The sequence below is a fragment of the Rania fehmarnensis genome (genome assembly GCF_056494185.1).
Genome location: NZ_CM151398.1, coordinates 484,596 through 506,838, shown reverse-complemented (window position 1 = coordinate 506,838; position 22,243 = coordinate 484,596). Strand labels below are relative to the sequence as shown.

The 22,243-nt window shown below is 50.5% G+C and carries 12 protein-coding genes; 6 read left to right on the top strand and 6 right to left on the bottom strand.

What is annotated here, in order from left to right:
• Window positions 1-54: 54 nt before the first annotated feature.
• Together SH573x_RS01800 and SH573x_RS01795 are read right to left on the bottom strand one after the other, a co-directional pair.
• Window positions 55-2,607: a hybrid sensor histidine kinase/response regulator gene (locus SH573x_RS01800; RefSeq protein WP_479352577.1), complete on the bottom strand. Its 2,553-nt coding sequence runs from the start codon at window positions 2,605-2,607 to the stop codon at window positions 55-57.
• Window positions 2,608-2,732: 125 nt separating this feature from the next.
• Complete coding sequence (locus tag SH573x_RS01795) at window positions 2,733-2,951, bottom strand: hypothetical protein (protein ID WP_479352576.1); 219 nt, start codon at window positions 2,949-2,951, stop codon at window positions 2,733-2,735.
• 49 nt (window positions 2,952-3,000) lie between these two features.
• On the opposite strand from SH573x_RS01795, the gene SH573x_RS01790 reads away from it, so the two are divergent.
• Window positions 3,001-3,213, top strand: a complete 213-nt coding sequence (locus SH573x_RS01790) for a response regulator (protein ID WP_479352575.1) — start codon at window positions 3,001-3,003, stop codon at window positions 3,211-3,213.
• Window positions 3,214-3,559: 346 nt separating this feature from the next.
• Here SH573x_RS01790 and SH573x_RS01785 read toward each other — a convergent pair whose 3' ends face one another.
• Both SH573x_RS01785 and SH573x_RS01780 read right to left on the bottom strand, forming a co-directional pair.
• Entirely contained in the window at window positions 3,560-3,877 is a 318-nt protein-coding gene (locus tag SH573x_RS01785; RefSeq protein WP_479356852.1) for a response regulator, read from the bottom strand.
• A gap of 239 nt (window positions 3,878-4,116) precedes the next feature.
• Window positions 4,117-6,177: a hybrid sensor histidine kinase/response regulator gene (locus SH573x_RS01780; protein WP_479352574.1), complete on the bottom strand. Its 2,061-nt coding sequence runs from the start codon at window positions 6,175-6,177 to the stop codon at window positions 4,117-4,119.
• 485 nt (window positions 6,178-6,662) lie between these two features.
• Between SH573x_RS01780 and SH573x_RS01775 the strand changes: the two genes are divergently transcribed.
• Window positions 6,663-6,929, top strand: a complete 267-nt coding sequence (locus SH573x_RS01775; protein WP_479352573.1) for a hypothetical protein — start codon at window positions 6,663-6,665, stop codon at window positions 6,927-6,929.
• Window positions 6,930-9,281: 2,352 nt separating this feature from the next.
• Here the strand turns inward: SH573x_RS01775 and SH573x_RS01770 are convergent.
• On the bottom strand, window positions 9,282-11,096 hold the full coding sequence (locus SH573x_RS01770) for an alpha-amylase family glycosyl hydrolase (protein WP_479352572.1): 1,815 nt from the start codon (window positions 11,094-11,096) through the stop codon (window positions 9,282-9,284).
• A 259-nt stretch (window positions 11,097-11,355) separates the two neighbouring features.
• Here SH573x_RS01770 and SH573x_RS01765 point away from each other — a divergent pair, with 259 nt between their 5' ends.
• From SH573x_RS01765 to SH573x_RS01750, 4 genes are all read left to right on the top strand, one after another.
• Complete coding sequence (locus SH573x_RS01765; RefSeq protein WP_479352571.1) at window positions 11,356-13,248, top strand: AI-2E family transporter; 1,893 nt, start codon at window positions 11,356-11,358, stop codon at window positions 13,246-13,248.
• 43 nt (window positions 13,249-13,291) lie between these two features.
• Window positions 13,292-15,883, top strand: a complete 2,592-nt coding sequence (locus tag SH573x_RS01760) for a response regulator (RefSeq protein ID WP_479356849.1) — start codon at window positions 13,292-13,294, stop codon at window positions 15,881-15,883.
• Window positions 15,884-15,995: 112 nt separating this feature from the next.
• Window positions 15,996-16,352: a response regulator gene (locus tag SH573x_RS01755; protein WP_479352570.1), complete on the top strand. Its 357-nt coding sequence runs from the start codon at window positions 15,996-15,998 to the stop codon at window positions 16,350-16,352.
• 84 nt (window positions 16,353-16,436) lie between these two features.
• On the top strand, window positions 16,437-17,267 hold the full coding sequence (locus tag SH573x_RS01750; protein ID WP_479352569.1) for a transglutaminase-like domain-containing protein: 831 nt from the start codon (window positions 16,437-16,439) through the stop codon (window positions 17,265-17,267).
• A gap of 39 nt (window positions 17,268-17,306) precedes the next feature.
• Here SH573x_RS01750 and SH573x_RS01745 read toward each other — a convergent pair whose 3' ends face one another.
• Entirely contained in the window at window positions 17,307-22,241 is a 4,935-nt protein-coding gene (locus SH573x_RS01745) for a PAS domain-containing protein (RefSeq protein ID WP_479356847.1), read from the bottom strand.
• Between the last annotated feature and the right edge of the window lie 2 nt (window positions 22,242-22,243).

Genomic DNA, 22,243 nt, shown 5'->3' with positions numbered 1-22,243 from the left:
TGGGTTCCCACTTCATTCTTTCGTCGGCCCTGCCCGCTCTGAACCATTCGATTATCAGTCCACTTGCTCAGTCGGAAGCTGTTTCGCATGCCAATCTGCACCACGCACTGATAAAAGGTCTACGACCAAGCATTTGAGTTCGTCAAGATTTATGGGCTTTACAAGATGCCCGTCAAAACCTGCTTCATTCGATTTTCGGCGATCTTCCTCCTGCCCCCAGCCTGTCAGCGCAACCAGCGCCATATTTTTTCCCCAAGACTCGGCTCGGATCCTTCGGGCAACCTCGAAACCGTTTAGCTTAGGCAAACCAATATCAAGTAGCACTACGTCTGGACGGAATTCGCCTGCAACTTCTACGGCTTCCTCACCATCGTATGCGGTTCGAGTTTCATTTCGCATGAGTTTGAGCAACATTGCCAGTGTTTTTGCGGAATCACGGTTGTCATCAACAACGAGCACTTTTAGCGAGTGAAAGTCGGACGCTGTAGTAGGTGATTCGACTTTTGCATCGCCGGCGACGGCTATAGGTAGGCGCACGCTAAACTCGCTGCCTTTACCAATTCCAGGGCTACTTGCCGAAACAGTACCGCCATGCAGACTGACTAAACTCTGCACAAGTGAAAGTCCAATTCCCAACCCGCCCTGAGATCGTTCTAGAGAGTTATCCACCTGCATGAAGAGTTGAAATATTTTCGGAAGCATTGACGCATCGATACCGACGCCTGCATCCCTTACTGAGACCACCACTTCACTGTCTTGGACTTGAACTGACAGCCAGATTTGGCCGTTTGGGTCGCTATATTTGCAAGCGTTGTTCAGAAGGTTTCCGAACACTTGAACAAGGCGAACGGGGTCAGCCCTAACCAGGATCGAATTATGCGGCTTTTGGATCCAAAGCTGATGCCCGCTCGACTTGATCATCGGCGCAGTACTTTCAATTGCTTGCCGAATGATTGGAATAATGTCGACTTCTTGAAGCCTCAGTTCAATTTTCCCTCTAGTGATACGACTCACGTCAAGTAGGTCGTCAACCAGCCTAACCATGTGGCAGATCTGACGATTCATCAATTCGGCGGTGGCTCGTACAACGCTTTCGTCATAGGACGATAGCTCGATCACCGAGAGGGCGTTTCGAATCGGAGCCAACGGGTTTCTTAGTTCGTGCGCCAACATTGCGAGAAACTCATTTTTCCGATGGTCTGCTTCGGAAAGACTAGCAGCAATCCGTCTAAGCTCGTTCTCCATTTGTTTTCGTTTGGTAATGTCTACCACCGTGCCGTCGAGGCTTACAACGCGTCTGTCGACACCCTCACCGGAAAAATTAGCGCGACCCTTGGCAAAAATCCAGTGTGTCGAGTCGTCAGCCCAGGTTACCCGATATTCTGCTTCATATGGCGTTGGATCAATGAGGCTCACCGCAGCAGCAACCCCATCTCGAACCTTTTTCCTATCGTCCGGATGAATCAGCGCAAACGCTTGTTCGTAACTTAGATTGGCATTAGTCCCTGAGAAAATGCGTCTGAAACGTTCGTCGCAAGTTAGAACTTCTGTCGCAACATCAATGTTCCATGTCCCTAGTTCGGCGGCATCCAGGGCTAACTGTCTTCGGTCTTCACTGGCTTGAAGCTCGGCCTCTACACGCTTCTGGTCTGTGATGTCCACCAATACGCCCGGTAACGATACCGCTTTGCCGTCAGCATCACGTTCGATGACTCCGCGTGCCACAACCCATCGTATGCCACGGTCGCGAAATAACAGACGGTATTCTGCCTCAAATGAACCGTGGGAACTCACAGCATTTCTAATCTGTTCAGCTACGCGTGCTCGATCGTCAGGGTGAACTACTGCCAGGTAAAGCGCCAGAGGTGCGCCTGCGGCCTCAGTTTCACTTATCTCGAACACCTGGGCTAGATTTCGGTCGGCACGAACTTGGTCGGCCTCTATATCGTAGACCCATGTGCCGATCTCTCCGGCAATAAGTGTCGACTCTATTCTTGTTCGGATTTCGCTCAATTCCGTTTCAGCTTTTTCCATTGCCTGCAAGCGATGGAGAAGGCTGACGGCCGCCGAGGCAAACTGGGTTAGGTTTGTTACAACACGAACATCCTCCGAGTCGAATTTTCTACTGTCATCGTGCATTACCACCCAGACCGTTCCGACCGGTTTCTCTCCGTCAAAAAACGGAACCAACAAGACTTCGCTGACTGGCGAATTGAGTTTTGCGACATCAGGAAAAACGCGAACCGGATCCGACATCAACACCACAGTCTTGCGATCGAGCACCGTACCACATGGACTAAATCCACGAGGAAGCGTTTGTAATTTGTGGCTTGCGTACTTACCAGAAGTCGCTTGCCAACAGAACTCACTCGGTTCGACGCTTTGATTCAAAATGCTAATGCCGGCCGACCCCGCCATGCAAAGGTCACGTGCTCCCTCGACGAGCTTTTGTAAAAGGTCTTGTGGTGCGTCAGCGATAGATGATGCAAGTGTCGTTAAGACGCGGTTTTCGGCTGCAAAGTCCGGTTTTTTTGACGGTCGCGTTTCCAACTGCGATGTAATAATCACATCGTCAACACATTCCCGAATTGGATTGCTTATGCTCAATGTTTCTCACCCGCTCTCTCTACAGTACTCAAACGACGGCTCTCAGTGCAGTTCGATTTGGACGCCTCGTCCAGGGGAAACGGTCATTTTAACACAAGGGCAACCGCTCAACGATCCTTTCCGCCCTAAACTGAGTTGTGGTAACGCCAGCGTAAGCGCCCACTAGTACCATTGGCTGACCACGTTTCCGCGACGTCGGTTGAGGCGACCGGGGCGGTGGGCAGCCGGCGGGCGGCATCGAGCTGTTTTCGATCAGCTTCATCGCGACGTTCTTCAACTCGATATTGGCGAACCGCATTCGGAGGACACCAGCGAACTTCTGATTTTCCAGCCTTGAATTCCATTAAGGATTTGGGGGCATTCGCTCCAGACATCATTCTTATGGACATAGGGATGCCCCGCATGAACGGCTACGAAGCCTGCCAGGCGATACGTAAGTTGCCCAATGGAAACAAACCTGTTATCGTCGCCTGCACGGGTTGGGGACAAGAGGAAGATCGTCAACGCAGCCGCGCTTCGGGGTTCAATTTTCATTTAGTTAAAACAGTTGATCCATCCAGTCTTGAAAAGCTTCTTGCAAACTTGTCGGACTCAGATGTTCATTAACACTGACAACTCGATTGTGCTAGGCGGTGAGTCCCATCGGCGTGATCTTTTTGTATTGCAAGCGCCGTAAGTCTCCCAAAGAATTTTGGATGCCATAGCGTATGATGCGCGCGAAGGAAATGATCGGCAAATCGAGATCAACAACTATCGCTTGATGAAATTCTAAGTTCTGCGATTAGTGACTAAGACTACCCCGAAACCGAAACCCAAATTCGCATGAGAAACTGGGAGCGTTAGTTGGGAATTTAGAAAAGTACGGCACGCTGTGCTCATACAATGGAGAGCGGCAACGTGCCGGCCGCGAGGGGCATGCCTGCTTAATCTCCGATTGGCTCTACGATGCTCCCTATTGAAATTCGCTTCTCAGACTCTTCAAATTTGGAGAAGACAAAAGTTGGTAGAGTATATCGACTTTAATTGGTTTGATAAGGTGCGCGTCAAAACCCGCTGACAGTGACGCTTGCTCGCTCGAATGTTCACCATTGCCTGTCATGGCTACTATGTACAGCCCGCGCGTGTCGGGGCGTTTGCGCAAGGCTCGGACAAATTCGTAGCCATCCATTTCCGGCATGGAAATGTCGGAGAAAATTATGTCAGCCTGAAAGTGGTTAAGCGTCTCGAGCGCTTGCATGACGGAGCCAACGGAATTGACGTTGTGGCTCATCCTCTGCAACAGGCACGTCAAAACGACACGCACTTCCAACATGTCGTCGACCACAAGCACTTGGTAGCTCGTGTCATCGGTTAATCGAGTTTCGATGCCATTCTCCCTTCGCCTAGATCATCGACCGCGGCCACAATTGGTCATATTGACAAATGTTTGCCTTACGAGCATCGCGAAAAGTACTAACTGGCCACTGGTGGATTCCGCCATTGTCCGAACGGTCCTATTGCGACGAACTCTTAGTCTCGTAGTCTCCGATTGGACTGTTTGAATTTGTCTTGCTCGTCTGAACTCCCCTTTTCCGCCAGCCAATCTAGTACATCTCGTGTCTTACGAATAAGCGTGGTAGGTGTGTAGGGTTTCTGCAGGTATGCGACGTCGGCATTCAAGATACCGTGGCGTACGACGGCGTCGTCGGTATATCCGCTCGAAAACAATACACCTATGAGAGGATTCCATGTCAGCAATTCCTTCGCGAGTTTCGGTCCGCTTGTCGTGGGTAACACAACGTCAGTGATCAAAAGATCTACCTTGCCATTATGCGCTTGCACCAAGCAAATTGCCTCTTCCGCGTTTGCTGCGAGTAAGACTTCATAACCGCATTTGCGGAGAACAAGCGCCGCGAAGTTCCTAACGGCATCTTCGTCTTCGACGAGAAGAATTGTTTCGGTGGCAGTTCCGAAATTGGCTAGTTCAACATTTTCGACTTTGTCGACTACCGCCACGTCGATTGCAGGGAGGTAGATTTTTATCGTTGTCCCGAAACCCGACTCCGAATACGCTCCAATCTTTCCACTCCACTGCTTCACGATCCCGTGCACGACCGATAGTCCGAGGCCAGTCCCTTTCCCAGGTGGCTTTGTCGTGAAGAATGGTTCAAAAATGCGTGACCGCACGTCTGGTGACATGCCGACTCCATTGTCCGACACAGTTAGTAAGGTATGCTTTCCCGCTTCAACTTCAACGTGAGTGTTTACATAGGCCTCGTCAAGTTCGACATTCTTTGTGGCAATCGTCAATTCGCCACCGTCTGCCATAGCATCGCGAGCATTCACTGCAAGATTGATTATGACCTGCTCCAACTGTGCTTTATCTGTATGAACAGGTTGCGTATTTGGGTCAAGTAGTATCGTCAGCCGGATGTTTTCACCAATTAGCCTGCGAAGTAGCAACTCTGTATTGTTCACCACGGCATTTATGTCGACCGCCTCGCGTTCTACAATTGATTGCCTGCTAAAGAGAAGCAATTGACGCGTCAACCTAGCTGCTTTTTCCGCCGCATCGCTAATTGCGAAGATCGAAGCGCTTTGCGGCACGTCTGAGGGAATCTCGTCCCGCAACATTTCGCTGTAGCCCGAGATCACGGTCAAGTAATTGTTGAAGTCATGGGCAATACCGCTGGCTAACTGGCCAATGGCTTGCATCTTTTGCGACTGGCGGACCTGTTCTTCAAGATTCTTGCGTTCGGTTATGTCCATACAAACACCGGTCCATTCAATTAAATGCCCGCTTTCTGAAATGACTGGCGCTGCGTAAATTGCAAAGTTTCGCAGAATGCCGTCAGCGCGACGTACTCGACATTCAACATCGAATGACTTTACACCACTGAACGCATCGCGAAATAATTTTTCCACACGTATCTGATCGTCGCACGGCATAGATTTTAACCATCCCCAACCACGGGCGTCTTCTTCCGTCTGCCCTGTAAAGTTGTGCCATGGTGGAGTTGTATTTCGTTCATGTCCCGTCGCATCGCTATTCCAAACCATCACTGACAATGCATCGATGATGGCTCTCCCCCGTGCCTCACTTCGGCTGAGCTTCTCAGTCACAGTAGAAAGTTCGCGAGTGCGCTCGGTTACTCTCTGCTCCAGTTGATCTCGGCTTATTCGCAGCTGTTCTTCCTGTCGCTTTCGCTGGGTAAGATCACGAGTCACTTTCGCGAAGCCTAAACTTCGCCCGGACTCGTCGGTTAGCGCGGTAATAACTACGTTTGCCCAAAATTGTGAGCCATCTTTTCTGATACGCCATCCCTCATCTTCGCACCTTCCCTGAAGTCTTGCCGTCTTCAACAGTTCGCAAGGTCTATTCTCCGCAAGGTCCTCTGCCGTATAAAAAATTGAAAAATGCTTCCCGATGATGTCGTCTGCTTCATAACCTTTAATTCGTTTTGCGCCGCTATTCCATGAAGCAATGTTGCCGTCTGGGTTAAGTAAAAAAATGGCGTAATCTGAGACAGCGTCAACAAGTATTTTAAATTGTTGAACGTCTTCCACTCTGCCAGCAGATTGAATGTCCATTTTGTCCTCGCGGGCGCTGGGGATATGATGTGAGAAGAGTCGCTTGCAGAAAACCTGATTCTCAACGTGCGCAGTCGGAGACAAACTCGATCTCTGCTCGTGGCCCGCGAGGGAGAGAAAAGCATGCCTTAGACCAGACTACGCTTTTGACTTTGCGATAGCAAGCACATGACAAGATGACATTCTGCGGTCCTGCAGCAGTTCGTCGCTGTTTCAGGAACAAAACTTGGTTCGATGTGCTGGTAGTGGGTGGCAGGGCATGACTGCGACGTGCGGTTAGTGTACGAAGCCGAGGAGCAAAAGCCGGAATGCATTGAGAGACCCAAGCTTCAGGGTCGGCCGTATGTCGATGCGACTTGGTGGTGGGAGGTTAATGCTTGGTGGTGTAGGTGGCAAAGGTGCGTCCCTCGGACTTCTGCTTCTTTTGGCACAGTATTTCCTCAACAGACATCATCCCGTTTCCATTTCTATTGAGTTTCTAATACATGCCACACCGAATTACGTTTACGAGCTTCGAACAACCGATCGCTGAAGGAGCCCATGCCTTCATCGGGGAGATAGATGAATATCAGTTCGACGTTCTTACAACCAGCAGGCACGCAAGTGCCAAAATTGTTAACTTAGCCATCCGCCGAGAGGGAGCCGAGGTCTTCAAATGGGACGAGGCGTCAGAGCATGAGCCGACCGAAGAAAAAGTGAAGGAACTTGTAGGTTGCCTCTGTGATGAGCTGGCTCAGTACATTTTGCCATGAAGTAGTTGGCAGCAGAGGACCTTCTTGTTCTCAAGCGAATCTTGATTCGCCCTAATTGCAATAGGGCAACCGAGCCGGGTTGCTGGCTTTACCCTCATGTCTCGACGTTTGTACGGCAAAAACGAACGCATACTTCAGTGTCATTATTGATCGATATGCGCGAGCCCGTTGCCCACCGCCGCTCATCATCCCGACGTTGAACTAACGATCGCACAACATAGGAGCAGCCTTCGATTCTTTTTGGTCAGGTAATGACGGTGCTCTGCGCACCAGCGGTTCATTCGGGCGTCAAAACCGGGCCGAACGTAGCTGTGAGGTTAGAGGAGATTTCAGTTTGCAAGACACTCTGTCGGTTTGCGTACAATGGCCGAACTGAGCATGAAATGGAAGCAGGGCGCTGGTACGATTTCAACCCAACTGCAGTGAAAGTGCTGCCCTCTTCTAGCAACTCATCTTTCCGAAGAAAATATGACTCTTACATCGGACGATATTCGTGTTCTCCTTGCGCAATGCATGGAAGCGCCCAAACCACCCGTAAAGATCAAATACATCGAGTTCTTCGATGCGGGAAGGCTAATAACGGTCGAGGTTGATCAGCTCCTAGACGAGCAATTGGTCGGTGAAATAATTGACCTTTGTGCCGAGTATGAGATCAGAACATCTTCGGCGGCACGTCATTACTTGGCCCCGCGGGTCCCGAAGGGACACGTGACAAAAGTAGGTTACGAGCTCACACTCAACAAGGATGCGAGTAAACACTGACCAACCGCTGCTATTCGCGTGGCTGCAATGTGCTATTCTCGCAATATCCAGCGTGTGGTATGGTCATTATGGCCAATTCCTCGACTAGGGGGCCCCTGAGCACTTTACGTTGACATTGGCCGTTGACAATAATTGCTCATTGCTTTCGTGTGTTTTGGAAATAAGTGCGAACGGCAGCTGTAGCACTTGGGCCGATGTGCTACGGTTGCGCGTTCAAAACCTATTTCAATAGGTCACGGCCCCCACACGTATGAGCAAAATTTGTATGTCGATAAACCCAAGCGGTTTTATAATGTGCATGAGCCTGTCTGCCGGCCGATCACGGTCGGACAGTGTAGCCACAAGACAGCCAGGCGACTGACAGGCCACCCGATGCGCAATTGGTAGTCCTGACTCACAGTCAATGTCAATCAACACTACATTACGTGCATCTAGAGTAAACTGCTCAGCATCTGAAAGGGTTGCCACAACGACATCCGCTATGGTGTGCCTGAGACAGTCAGCCAGTTGCCCCATCTCGCCAACGTCTTTCCCTACCAGTACAAACTTTACACCTTCAACCATCACAGGCTCCTAGTTGGTTGAAGACGATGGAATGACTGAACGTATCTGCGAATGAGATGCCAGTACGTCGGCAAGACAATTAGATAATCCATGTTCAAATAGAGGGCGAGGCTATAGCGTCGCCTGCCTACGGTCATTAGTGTCAGCCCCGTATACTGCCAGCAGTGGTCAATTTGAATGCCGCTGATCAATGCGTCTGAGATATAACTGTCGCTTTATGCACACGCTGACGGACGATCGAGCCATCACGAGTCAGCGTTATTTAATCTCAATGGATCTGGGCGAGAATTTCGATTCGATACCGAAGCCCGAAGACTATCCAGCTTCCTTCAACCATTTCCTCGCTCCTGCCTCGTTGTAAAATGCTCGGACGCTGTCGTGCTCTCGACTAGCCCAAAGAGCGATCAGATGGCAGGAGGTAGCATGTCCTACGCCTGAATACAGTAATGCGATCCGCTGATAGATGTCTGTCCGCAAATGGTCAACGAACAAAACCCAGTCGACTAAAGGGGAAATGTCAGTTTGCATACCGCGGAAATCGAATAGCATCGGTACGGTATTATTGGTAGTCAATGTAGCAATCGACTGGGGTACAAGGAGGCGATCGTATGGCGTTACCGGGCGGAGCAGAGATACGACAATAATGGACTCTTGAGAGTCCAGTTGAACATGATAGGGCATCGAGCTTTCCTGGTGTCAAACAAGTTGCAACTCTATTGAAGTCGCAACTTTCAGACCAATGTCCAGAACCCCTGCTTAATCATGGCAAAGTGAGATCTACGAATTCTAGCCGTGGGGAAAAGCCCGTGAAGTCCACACAAATGGCGGGCGGCTAACCTTGCTCATGAGTGACATGAAAATCGCTCAGCATCTTTGAACCTGTTCAACTAACAGTCAGTATGGCGACAAGCGTGCCTGCCGCCCGCGACAGTGGAAGTCTGTTCGGAGTTTTGGTTGCGGTGCCGTACAGGGTTAAATCTCCAGCTGTAAGCGGTGGATCCGCAGATTTATGCAGATTCTTGTTACCTAACCAACGTCCTGCGAATAGATAAGCACCGTGTACGGTGGCAAACCGAAATGGCCGATATTGGGTTGGCCGTCTTGGTTACCGGGCTCAGCCGCAAGCTGGGCCAACGAACCTCCTCCAAAATCATCGTCATATTTTTCACGGTTGCTGCTGAAGCGACGCTTCCAGGGGCCAATACTTGGAAGCCCGATGGTGTAGTGCTCGAAAAACTGGTTGGAAAAATTGACAACAATGATGCAGTCATCACCGGGTCCGCCGTCGAAGCTGCGGCGGAACGCAACGACCTTGCCTGAATCATTGATGTGAAAGACGTCGATGCTTTGGCCAGTGAGTCCTTTAGTAAATCCATCTCTGTTGAGGCGGAGTCGAACAAGATCTGCAGTCAATTCGACAATGCCACCGAACTGATCCGCTTTATCCCAATCAAGTTCGTCAGTATCTTTGAACCATCCGTCTTGCAGGAACTCTTGACCTTGAAATAACATTGGAATTCCAGGGGTGGTCATCACGAGGGCCATGCCCAATGTCGCGCGCTTCTTCGCGTACCAGTTTTCTGGATTGGCAGCGTCCACTTCGCTAGGGATGCGTGACTTCCCGTTGGCCACTTCATCATGCGATTCCGTGTACACAACACGTTGAAACGCGTCGCCGTTATAGCCGTGAACAAGCGCGTCGCGAACTTTGTTCATGTCGCGACTACCATCGTCGGCTTGCGTGATGACATCGCGGATCGGGTGAACAAAATTGGCATCCCATTGTGTCGAAAAACCAGCACCGCCTTCCATGTCGCTCTTAGTCAGAAATGGGTTGTTTTGAAGATCTTCAGCGATCGTGATGGCCGACGGTTTGAATGCATGAATCTCGCGATTGAGCCATTGCGTCAGGCCCCATCCCTCTGGAATCTCCTGCGTTCCGCTGGCGTCAATGCTGCGAATGTATAGCGTCATGTCATAACGTAAACCATCGACGTGATAGTCCTCAAGCCACATCATGGCGTTGTCGCGAATGTATGAGCGAACTTCCCCGCGTCCATAGTCAGGTCGCGTATCGCCCCACGGAGTGCTGGAGCGATGATCGTTGTAAAAATAGATGCCGCCTTTCCCATTTTCGCTCCAACCATCGAACTGCCAGAGATCTAAGTCGCTTGGGCCGAAGTGATTGTACACGACGTCTAAAATCACAGCGAAACCTGCCTTGTGTGCTTCGCGCACAAACGTCCTGAAGCCATCAACACCACCATAAGCGGTTTCGATAGCATACGGATGCGCAGGGTTATATCCCCACGACAGATCGCCCGCAAACTCGGCGATTGGCATCACTTGCAGGCAGTTAACGCCCAGTTTTTTAAGGTGATTGAATCTTTTGATGTAGTTCTCGAACGTACCGACTTGCTCTTTGCCATCGCGATGAAAAGTACCAATGTGCGTTTCGTAGATGATGAGTTCGTTCCACTTCGGCATTTCGAAATCATCATTTTGCCAATCGAAATTCGGATCATGAATAAGGCCATTGCCAACTGAGTTCGTTACTTCGCGCACGCGCGGGTCGATCCGATTGAACGATGCCTCACCATTTCTAATGGCGTACTTGTACTCGTTACCGACTTTTGCATTTTCGATCAACGCATACCAGCACCCACTGTCCTCGCGGGCCATCGGATTCGCATCAGATTGCCAGTTATTGAAATCGCCAATAACGCTAACCGAATCAGCATGGGGTGCCCAGACGCGAAAGGCCGTTCCTCGCTCGAGGGCGATGGGGCCCATTCCATGAATTACGTTTTGAGTATCTTTTCCAAGGGTAACCTGTGACATCGCCAGCTCTATTCTTGTTTCTGGTTGCAAAACGCTTGTTTACTTGACCAACAACTGATCGCTGCGCGCTCAAAGCGGAAGCCAATCAGTATCGAATCTGCCCCTATTGCATCTTTCATGCCGATCTTACGTGCATACCAAAGTTCTGGCGCGATACTTGCTTGTTGGTGACGGACTTTGCAGCTTCACTTGCAGTCCAATCGTAGTCTGCTTGGACACGAAGCTCCTAAGACGCAAAGTTAAAGAAGGGAATTCGTTCATGGCGGAACGCAAAAGCGAAATTGTCCGGCGGTCAGGTACCATAGGCATTGCACGGACTTTTTACACGCTCGGTGCGGTTTCGCTTGTATTGACCTTGCTTTACGTAGGCCGCCCTGTTCTGGTGCCAGTCGCACTGAGCGTGTTACTGGCATTCATTCTGACGCCATTGATCGCGAAGTTAGAGCATTGGCGACTCGGTCGAATCCCTTCGGTGCTTTTAGCAAGCGCCTTGGCTTTTTCGTCAATCGCTCTGTGTGGCTGGGCAGTGCTAACTCAGATCCGGCATTTGGCAAACGAATTACCAAATCACCGCCAAGAGATACGTTCGAAGATTGATGCGCTGAGTACAACGGGGCAATCTAGTTTCGCGCGTGTTACTAGCATGTTCAAGGAGTTAGGCAAGGATATTGGTAAGCCAGCCGAGCCAGTCAATCGACAAGACTCATTGCTAGATAGAGTCGCTATTTGGCCGATTCCCGTGGTCGTGCAAAACGAAGGCCAGTCGCCTATTGAATCGGCGACGTCCATTCTTGGCCCGATTGTCGAGCCGCTCGGACAATCCGCGCTCGTAGTAGTATTAGTGTTGTTCTTGCTGATTCAACGCGAAGATATGCGATTCAGACTAATCTCGCTGATGGGTGACGCGGCGCTGACAGGCACGACGCGGCTGATGCGGGATACGGCCGAACGAGTGAGCAACTATCTTCTGGGGCTATTCATTGTCAATGCCGGATTTGGTCTGTGGTTTGGTATAGGTCTGTATTTGCTCGGCGTTCCCTATGCGCCTCTGTGGGGTTTTTTAACTTTCGTACTTCGATTCATACCGTTCTTGGGCAGTCCTGCATCTGTCCTATTTCCCTTCGTGATTAGCATCGCGACTTCAGATGGCTGGTCGCAGCCCGTGTACCTGTTGATTTTGTTCGTAGCTTCGGAACTTTTCACTAACAACGTCATCGAAACGCTCGTATTCGGTAAGTCCACAGGACTGACTCCTGTCGCACTCATCGTGGCAGCTTCTTTCTGGGCATGGATCTGGGGACCAGTGGGATTAGTGCTATCCACACCATTAACAGTTTGCCTCGTAGTGCTTGGACAACATCTGCCACATTTCCGGTCATTGAAGGTGTTACTGGCCGAGCAACCGTCTCTAGACCCACGGTTGCAGTTTTTTCAACGCCTTCTTGCGGGCGACGCAGGAGAAGCTCTACGGGTTTTTAATGCACATGCAGCCGAACACGGACGCGAGTGCGCCTTCGATGACGTGGTAATTCCTGCACTGCGTTGGACGCGTAGAGAAAGATTGAAACAAGTGGTAACGGCCGAAGAGGAAGAATTCATTTACGCAGCCAGTCATGCGACGGTAGCAGACGGAACCGTTACCCTCGATAGAACGGAAAAGGAAATTTCGCCGTCGAAGGTAAAAACACTGTCAGTGTTCGGCTATCCGGTACATCACGAGTCGGAAGAGATCACCTTGTTGATGCTGGAAGAAATGCTACGAGAACATTGCATCTTTAACCTGGCCACGACAAAGCAACTTCCGTCTAAAGTTGTCCGGCAAATTCAGTTGGACAAGCCTGACCTCGTGGTGCTGGCAGCTATGCCTCCAGGAGGGATGCCGCAGGTTCGTTACATGTGCAAGGAGATCCGCCAAGTTTGTCCGGACATGACTATCATCGTCGCCTGCTTTGCAAAGCTAACAAATTACGACGAGATGCTCGTGACCTTGCGTACTTCGGGAGCGAGTTATCTGACAACTTCGCTTGGGCAAACCAAGCAGCAAATAGAAAAGATGCTAGAGGAACTGATGCAGTCAGAAGCCGCTCATAGGCCCGACGATATCCGCCACGATACCACCATAGACACTAAAGGGGCAAACCTTGCTGGCTAAATCCCCGTTAGGTCGATACGTAACTCCTTTCGTTTTGGTTGGAGTGTTCCTGGGAATACTGTTGAGCTCATTATGGACATACAGCAATGTAGAATCGTTCTCGCAGACGGCCAAATGGCTAGCACACACACGCGAGGTCGCCACCGTGACCGAACAACTTTCGTGGGCGATTAGCCGAGCGAACTCGTCGAGCCGCGGATTTTGGGTGTCTGGTGATCCGCAGTTCCGCGACAACCTAGATCAGGCCATTTCAAGAATTGATAATCGCTTGGCGAAGTTGCGAGAATTGACCGTGGACAACCCCTGGCAACTCGAAAAGCTCGGCATCCTTCAAAAACATGTAGATGGTGCTACCACTCAATTGCGTCAGTTCACGACAACATCGCGAGAGGCGATCAGCACCGACTCGGACAAGGAAGTATCGATGTTGAGAGCAGCCATGTCAGCCATGGCTCCAATAGAGAGTGCGCTCGCAGAAATTAAGGAGCACGAAGAAGAATTGCTCGATCAGCGTACCACCCAATTCCAACGACGACTTAATCAAACGCGCGCTAATCTACTGTTCTCGTCGTTGCTCAGCGTTGCATTGGTCTCACTAGCATTTGTTGTACTGCGACAGCATTGGAGCTCGGTGCAAAAATCCGTGGCAGACATTGCCACATTGACTCGCGAAAAGAGTTCACTTTCGCGCTACAACGCCAGACTTCTAGAATCGACTAGCGAAGGCATTTATGGGATCGACGTTCTTGGACGTTGCACATTCATGAACTCCGCCGCAGCTCAACTACTTGGAGGAAAACCAACCGACTTCCTTGGTAAAAATCTGCATCACGCAGTCCACCATACGCGCAATGACGGCGAGGTCTATCGCGAGGAAGAATGCCCGATTTTCGTATCAGCACGCAAGGGTGAAAGCTGCTTTGTCGACACGGAAGTCTTCTGGAAGTCGGATGGAGAGTCGTTTGCCGTAGAGTACACCTCTTCGCCTATCAAAGATGGCGATCACATTGAAGGTGCTGTGGTCACGTTCAAAGATGTGACCGAAAAACGCAAAGCTCAACTGGAGTTGCAGCAGGCGAAAGATGCTGCTGAAGCGGCCAATGAATCAAAGAGTCAATTCCTGGCTAACATGAGCCATGAGCTACGGACGCCGCTAAATGCTGTCATCATGTACAGTGAATTGCTATGCGAGGAAGCGGAAGAGCAGAACGTACCGGATTTTATCCCCGATCTGAATCGAATTCGCTCGGCCGGGAAACATCTGCTGGAACTTGTCAACGGCGTTTTGGATTTATCGAAGATCGATGCCGGCAAGATGGAGATATTCACAGAGGAAATAGATCTTCGCGCGATGGTGGACGAAGTCGTGTCCACTATGACACCGCTGATCGAAAAAAATCGCAATGTGTTGACGACTTCAATCGACGATTCGCTCGAAACGATGACCGGTGATTTGACCAAGTTGCGACAAGTTTTGTTCAATTTGATTTCTAACGCCAGCAAATTCACCGAAGATGGCGAGATTCAGTTGATCGTTCGCCATCCGAGTGATACGTCGAAAATTTGCTTTTCTGTGGCGGATTCGGGCATCGGAATGACGCAGGAGCAAATCTCGCGACTTTTCCAGCCGTTCATGCAGGCTGATGCATCAACAACTCGGAAATATGGAGGCACCGGCTTAGGTTTGGCAATCATCAAGCGATTTAGCGAATTGATGCAAGGCGAAGTTAGCGTACAAAGCACTCCAGGCAGTGGAACGACGTTCGAAGTTACCCTGCCCTTAGCTTTCGACAACGATGTATCCTCAACAGCTATCGTACCGAGGATGGTGACGTCGGATTTGAATTTTGTACGTGAAGCATTTACGAATGATACGAAGGCTTTTGAAAGCGACCGACCGAAGGTTCTAATTATCGACGACGATCCGGTAGTGATCGATATAGTACGTCGCATACTCACGAGCGAGGGCTTAGAAACCATTGCAGCCATCGATGGCGAACAAGGATTGCGACTCGCTGAACAACTGCATCCTGCGTTGATTATTCTCGACGTGGACTTACCCAAGATTGATGGTTGGTCAATTTTGGTGACTCTAAAATCGGATGAACGTCTGTCGGACATTCCGATCATCATGCAGTCGGGCAACGACAACAAAGAGCTCGGATTTATGTTGGGTGCTAGCGACTACTTAGTGAAACCAATCGATAGAAGCAGGTTAGTTAAAATCATGCGGCGTCATGTACTCCATGAAGGCGCTACGATCTTGATAGTAGAAGACGATGAGGCGATTCAACGCGCGCTTTCACGCTCTCTTCGTAAGGAGGGCTGGAAAGTAAAGCTGGCTTCTAACGGAGCAGAAGCGTTAGTGTCGGTCGACAAAGAACGCCCGACGGCTATCATTCTGGATTTAACCATGCCGGTGATGGATGGGTTGGAATTCTTGGAAATTTTGAGAGCGAATCCCGCCTGGAGCGATATACCGGTCGTCGTTTCCACTTCCAAAGATTTGACAGCCGATGATCGCCAACGACTCAAAGGCACGGTTCAGCGCGTAGTGGCTAAGGGTTCCATAACTCGCGACGGTCTAGTGGATGAAGTCCGGAAGATCGTCAAGTCTCACGTAGAAGTAAAATAGGCTGCCCAAGCGCAAGATAGAGTTCCTACCGCTCGACATGGGTAATTTGAATTGACGCACGTGGATCATTCCCCACGTGGATACACGGACTTTGCATACGGAGAATAGGATTGTGCCCCGCATACTGATCGTAGATGACAATGAAGATAACCGAGATGTACTTTCGCGTCGTTTGCAGCGCAAAGGCTTTGAAGTCACTTGCGCCAGCGGAGGTCAAGAGGCCATTGACCAAGCCAAGACGGATAAACCCGACTTGATTTTGATGGACATGAATATGCCCAAGTTAGACGGTTGGGAAGCGACATCGCGGATCCGCAAAGACGGCATCATGATACCCATCATCGCATTGACAGCCCATGCCATGACCGGCGACCGAGAACGCGCGATCGAGGCTGGTTGCACCGATTATCATACCAAGCCTATTGAGCTCGACAAATTGCTGGAACTCATGGAGACGATGCTCACTTGATGGGCAGGCTGACAACACGATGTCGCCACGCTTCAAACCAATCTCAAAATTTCCACTTCACGTTACTCTTAGATGGACTGTATTTTGTCACTACTGCAAATTGGAAGCGAACTAACCTATGAAGTTCGCACTCCCACTATTTTTCTGCTCCAGATCACAGCCGCAACCACAACGCATCAACGAGTCGCTTGGGAAAATCTAACATTTGATCCATGGTTAAATGTAGAAAATTGTCAAGTTGGATTGGAAGGAAATCGACTCCATCGAGTCGTCGTTCAGCCGTGCCGTCTGTCAATCAAGTATCAAGCGACTGTGGAATTGAGCCCCAACGTTGATCGCCCTGATATGATCAACGAAATGATCGCATCGCGGATGCCACCAGAGGTTCTCACCTACATGAATCCGAGTCGATACTGCGAAAGTGAGCTGATGGGCCGGTTTGCGATGGAAGAATTCGGCGCGATGCAACCAGGATTCGGTCGAGTGCAAGCGATCTGTGATTGGGTCTATGACCACCTTGAATACACACCCGGCAGTACGACGCCAACGACGACCGCCTCCGATGTTCTGGTTCAGCGAGTTGGGGTATGTCGAGATTACGCGCACCTGGCGATCACGCTATGTCGCGGACTTGGTATCCCGGCCCGTTACGTCTCCGGGTACGCTGTGGATCTACAACCGCCGGACTTCCATGGTTTCATGGAAGCGTATCTGGACGGTAATTGGTATCTTTTCGACCCCACCCGACTCGCCTCCACTTTAGGACTGGTTAGGATCGGAACTGGACGAGACGCTGCCGATGTTCCTTTTTCGACACTGACTGGGCAATCGACGCTGTTGAACAAAAACGTTTGGGCGAACTTCAGTCAGGACGCTCCCGATCTGAACCAAATGCCTGCAGTGTCGATAGCCTAACATGCCCGCTCATCGCCAGTCGATGCCTACATTATCGATTTACGCTGGGGAAGTCATTTCATAGACTTTGGCAACTAATGTTTTCGCGTTGATCGGTTTGGTCAAATGGTCGTTACAGCCGGCGTTAATGCACTTAATAGCGTCACCTTTCATAGCGTCGGCAGTCAGAGCGATGATCGGACCTTTATAATTGAGAAGGCGGAGTTGCCGGGCGGTCTCGTAGCCATCCAAATTGGGCATTTGCATATCGAGCAAAATTAGATCTGGGCAGTCGCCGTCGTGAAGACATCGCTTAATGTGATCGACTGCGAGTTGCCCGTCCTCACATTCGTCGACGGTTGCACCGGCTTTGGTCAGTAGCCTCTTGCTGAGAAATCGAATGTCGCGACGGTCGTCGACAACCAGGACACGGCAATTTAGTAGAGGCGTAAAAGCTTCTAGTTCCACCGTGCCGGGCACCTTTGACAGGCTTGACTCATGAACAAGATAAGGGCTTGTGGTGTTGGAATTCATCGACACTGTGTCACGGAAATCGACTAATTGCACATCCATTGCTGTGCCAGTACCGATTGAAACTGAAAAGGTGCTTCCGACACCTAGCGTACTACTGACCGAAACCTTGCCACCGAGCATCCCTGCAAGTCTTTGACTAATCGTCAGCCCCAATCCTGTTCCGCCGAAGACTCTGGTCACACTGCCATCGCCCTGCGAGAAGGGCTGGAACAATTTTGCTCGTTGCTCGTCGCTCATCCCGATACCGGTGTCAATTATATCGATGTGCAACAGAGCGGCAGTATTACTGGCAGATCGCTCGCCGGTCTCGGATCGAATCAGACCATCGGCGATCGCGGGCTGATACTGCACACGGATTGTCACGCTACCTTTGGGAGTGAACTTAATTGCATTGCCGACAAGGTTGATCAGAATCTGTTTGAGACGCTTAGCATCTGATTTAATTGTTAGCGGCAACCTGGTGGCGTAGTCAACGGTTAACTCGAGACCGCGCTCCCGAGCACGGACTTCCATGATGCTACGGACGTCTTCAATGACGAGCTTGGTTTGCAATTGTTCACTATCTATTTCCAGCATGCCCGCTTCGATCTTGGATAGATCCAAAATGTCATTGATGATCTCAAGCAAGTAATCGCCATTGCGTTGGATCACGGCCAGGTGCTGTTTCGCTTCCGGGTTCGTAATCAACTCATTGATCAATTCTGAATAGCCAAGAATTGCCGTCATGGGTGTGCGAATTTCGTGGCTCATATTTGCTACAAACTCACTCTTGGACGCATTCGCAGCCTGCGCGGCGTCACGAGCCCGTTGCAACTCTGCTCGAACCTCTCGCTGCAGGGATATATCCATCTCCACACCTACCAAACGCATCGTTTTATTGCTGTCGTCCTGCAACGGTTTGCCCATCGACAGCAGCCAGCGGTAAGAACCGTCTGAACGCCGCATTCTAAACTCGGCGCGGTAGGGCGATCCCTCAGCGATGGCTTGCTCCACCTTTGCAACGACATCGTCACGATCGTCTTCGTGGACCAAGTTGAGAAAATCACTGAAGCCACCGGGCGACTGTTGCGGTTGAATTCCCTGTTTCTCAAATAATTCATCAGCCCATGTGATTTGGTCCGTAGCAAGATCCCACTCCCACAGCGACAGTTCTGCGGCCCCCATTGCTAATCGCAACCGTTCTTCGCTGGCGCGGACACGCTCTTCAGCAAACTTGGTATCGGTAATGTCGCGCGAAACCGCAACAAATCTGTTGATTTGCCCCGAGGACTCGCGGACTGGAGTGACGATTACATCCCACCATTTGGGAGTACCCTTAGCCGTTGGACATAACGCCTGAAATCGACCACTACCTTCGCGTCTAGCGTCGTTGATGGCTTGCAAGACGATTGAACGCGTCTCGTCTGGCCACAAACTCGCCCATTGCCTGCCACAAAACGGCACAAAGTCGTCGATCTCCATCTGACACATGCCGAGATCGTTCATCATTTGCAGACTACCGTCGCTGTCGAGAACTTTGACGCAGTCGGGACTTGACTGCAATACACTGCGGCTGAATTCCTCTGAAGATTTCAATTTCTGCTCTGCCGCGTATCGTTCGCGAATATCCACCCCAGACGGTATTAAGAACTGAACTTCTCCGTTATCACCCATAACCGGGGCGATCATGAAATCAATCATCACCCCCTCGTCGCCATGTGCGAACAATGAAACGTCGTAACGGACGACTTCGCCGGTAAAAGCCCGCTTCATCGCTGCGCGCATTTGGTCGGCGACCGCTTTGTCGTAGCTCCACCATGGAGCGTCAGCAAAGTGTTTGCCGATCACGTCTTCGCGCTTTATCTTCGCAATCTCAATACTGCGATCGTCTACCTCAACTAACCGACCTTGAACATCAATGACTCCGACTAAACCCAATTGGTTGTTGATGACTCGGCGCAGGTGAGCCTCCCGGTCGGCCAATTCTGTTTCAGCCTGCTTTCTTGCAGTGATATCTCGTGTGACCAGCGTCGCATGTGTTGGCCGCGGTGGATAGGTGCTGCGATCAAAGTAGACCTGCTTACGTGCAGAGACCCAACGTACGGAACCATCGCTGTGGACTATCCGATGTTCGAGCTCAAGCCGCCCTTGACCAGCGGGATCGAGACACGCGTCAATCGCCCGCTCAAGCATCTCTAAGTCTTGGGGATGAAACGTTGAATGCATAGCATCGCGCGATGTTGTATTTTCATTGTCACCCAATCCATAAATCGCGGCTGCTTTGGCCGACAACCGAACGGTATCCTCACGGTAATCGACAACCGCTGTGCCTAAGTGCGCAACTTCAAGGCTTATTTCAAGTCGATCCTTTGTTTCACGGACTTCATTCTCAACTTGCTTTCGATCAGTGATATCCGTATCTGTGCCAACCATACGCAACGCGGTTCCATCCGCAGCGCGCTCAACGACGCGCCCACGTTTTAGCGTCCATCGGTACGCACCGGACTTAGTACGCAGTCGACTTTCGCAATAAAGCGCAGTCGTTTCGCCAGCGAGACATCTATCTAAGGTTTCTCGACTACGACTCAAGTCATCGGGATGCGAGATGCTTTCCCAAAAGCTAATATGGTTTGTGATTTCGTCACGGGTGTAACCAAGTAAGGCAATCCATTGATCAGAAAGCATTAGATCACCTGTAGCGATGTACCAGTCCCATGCCCCATCGCTAGTAGCGTCGAGTACCATGGAAAGATGTCGTTCACTTTCCGCCAGTCGCGTAGCGTCAGCGAACGTTACAACGAAGCCATCTTGATTGCCGTCGGCATTGTAGTAAGCATGAATTCGGCGAACATAGGACCTCCCGTTCTGCGCTTTGACAACGATGTCAGCTGATAATTCTTCCGCCAGCGCTCGGCGTTTTAACTCCACATTTGCTGCTAAATCTTTGGCAACAGGGTTAACGCTTAAACGGGCAACATCCAGCGTTGGCATAGAGTCAACCTTCGGTACGAACATCGACAGCGGACGGCCCACGTCCGCCGGAATTAATTCGTAGATCTGTGTCACCGCAGGTGTGAAAAAGCGTATGCACAGTTCAGCATCGAGAAAAACGGCTGCAATCTCTGAACTGCGCAACAAGTTTTTCAAATCGCTGTTGACTTGCGAAAAGGCATCGCTGGTCGCGCGGATTTCCTCTTTCGATGTTTCCAACTCTTCATTGGTCGAATGGAGTTCCTCATTCATCGACAACAATTCTTCATTGGATATTTTGAGTTCCTCGTTTGCTGCCTCCATCTCCTGAATTGACTGTTCCAGATCCAAACGAACTGTTTCCAGTTCACACTCAAGCTGATGAATTGTCGCGTTGGCGTCACGACCGTTCGTACTTTGAACAAGTTCCAATGAATTATCGGACTGAGTCACTAACTTGGACGGCGCGCCCAGGTCATGAAATACGATCATGAAAAGATCACTTTCGTCACCCGTCCGCATAATCGGCTGAACCGTGATCATTACAGCTTGCTTTCCCGAGTCGGTTTGCACCGACAGGTGCTCGTGCGTGACCTGGCAGCGTTTCTTTTTCGCCTCGGCTAAAGCCGCTCGCAGTCCGTTCCGAAGGCCACGACGTCCCATCTTGACAATATCGTTTTCGAACTTACCTTCGCCCGCCGTGATGTACTTACTTACGTCTGACGAGACAAATAGTATCCTTCTATCCTCATCAACCACACAGCACTTGGGTGCAAACTGATCGAGCAGAATACGTTGCGTAAGCTGCGAGATGTCGTTGAGATTTTGGCGGTCAGCCGATAAATCTGGTAAACCACTGCGCGATGATTGACTTGTGGACAAAAGTATGTCTCGCGAAACGACAGTTCCTCTCCTCTTACTTATTCGGTGCTTGCTATCGATGCTCGTGAAAAGTTCCGTATTGAATGCAATGGATTCGCTCGGGCCGAGAAACAGATACCCTTCCGGACGTAAAGCATTATGGAAGAGCGGGATCAGTTTCTTTTGCAGATGTGCCCCCAAGTAGATTAGCAAGTTACGGCACGAGATCAGATCTTGACGTAAAAATGGAGGATCGCTTATTAGGTTGTGCGTAGAAAACCGTACCAGATCGCGAATCTCTTTCTTAACTGTGTAGTGATTGTCCTGCCACACGAAAAAACGCTCAAGTCGTTCCGTTGCAACGTGTTCTGCAACGGTGGCTGGATAGATCCCAGAGCGAGCGAATTTTAACGCTCGTTCGTCAATATCGGTGGCAAGAATTTGGACTTGATAATCATCTGTCAGATTATCCATGTACTCGCGACACAACATTGCGATCGAATACGCTTCTTGGCCAGTCGCGCAGCCGGGTACCCAGATGCGAACGATGTCATCAGGTGCCCGCTTGCTAAATAGTTGTGGAATAGTGGTTTTGGCCAACACATCAAACGACTCGGGGTCGCGGAAAAATGCAGTTACCCCTATCAGCAATT

What these genes read in the sequence shown, in the direction of transcription:
- SH573x_RS01780 (WP_479352574.1), bottom strand. Translation starts at nt 6,177, where the DNA reads ATGGACATTCAATCTGCTGGCAGAGTGGAAGACGTTCAACAATTTAAA.
- SH573x_RS01770 (WP_479352572.1), bottom strand. Translation starts at nt 11,096, where the DNA reads ATGTCACAGGTTACCCTTGGAAAAGATACTCAAAACGTAATTCATGGA.
- SH573x_RS01785 (WP_479356852.1), bottom strand. Translation starts at nt 3,877, where the DNA reads ATGAGCCACAACGTCAATTCCGTTGGCTCCGTCATGCAAGCGCTCGAG.
- SH573x_RS01775 (WP_479352573.1), top strand. Translation starts at nt 6,663, where the DNA reads ATGCCACACCGAATTACGTTTACGAGCTTCGAACAACCGATCGCTGAA.
- SH573x_RS01795 (WP_479352576.1), bottom strand. Translation starts at nt 2,951, where the DNA reads ATGGAATTCAAGGCTGGAAAATCAGAAGTTCGCTGGTGTCCTCCGAAT.
- SH573x_RS01790 (WP_479352575.1), top strand. Translation starts at nt 3,001, where the DNA reads ATGCCCCGCATGAACGGCTACGAAGCCTGCCAGGCGATACGTAAGTTG.
- SH573x_RS01765 (WP_479352571.1), top strand. Translation starts at nt 11,356, where the DNA reads ATGGCGGAACGCAAAAGCGAAATTGTCCGGCGGTCAGGTACCATAGGC.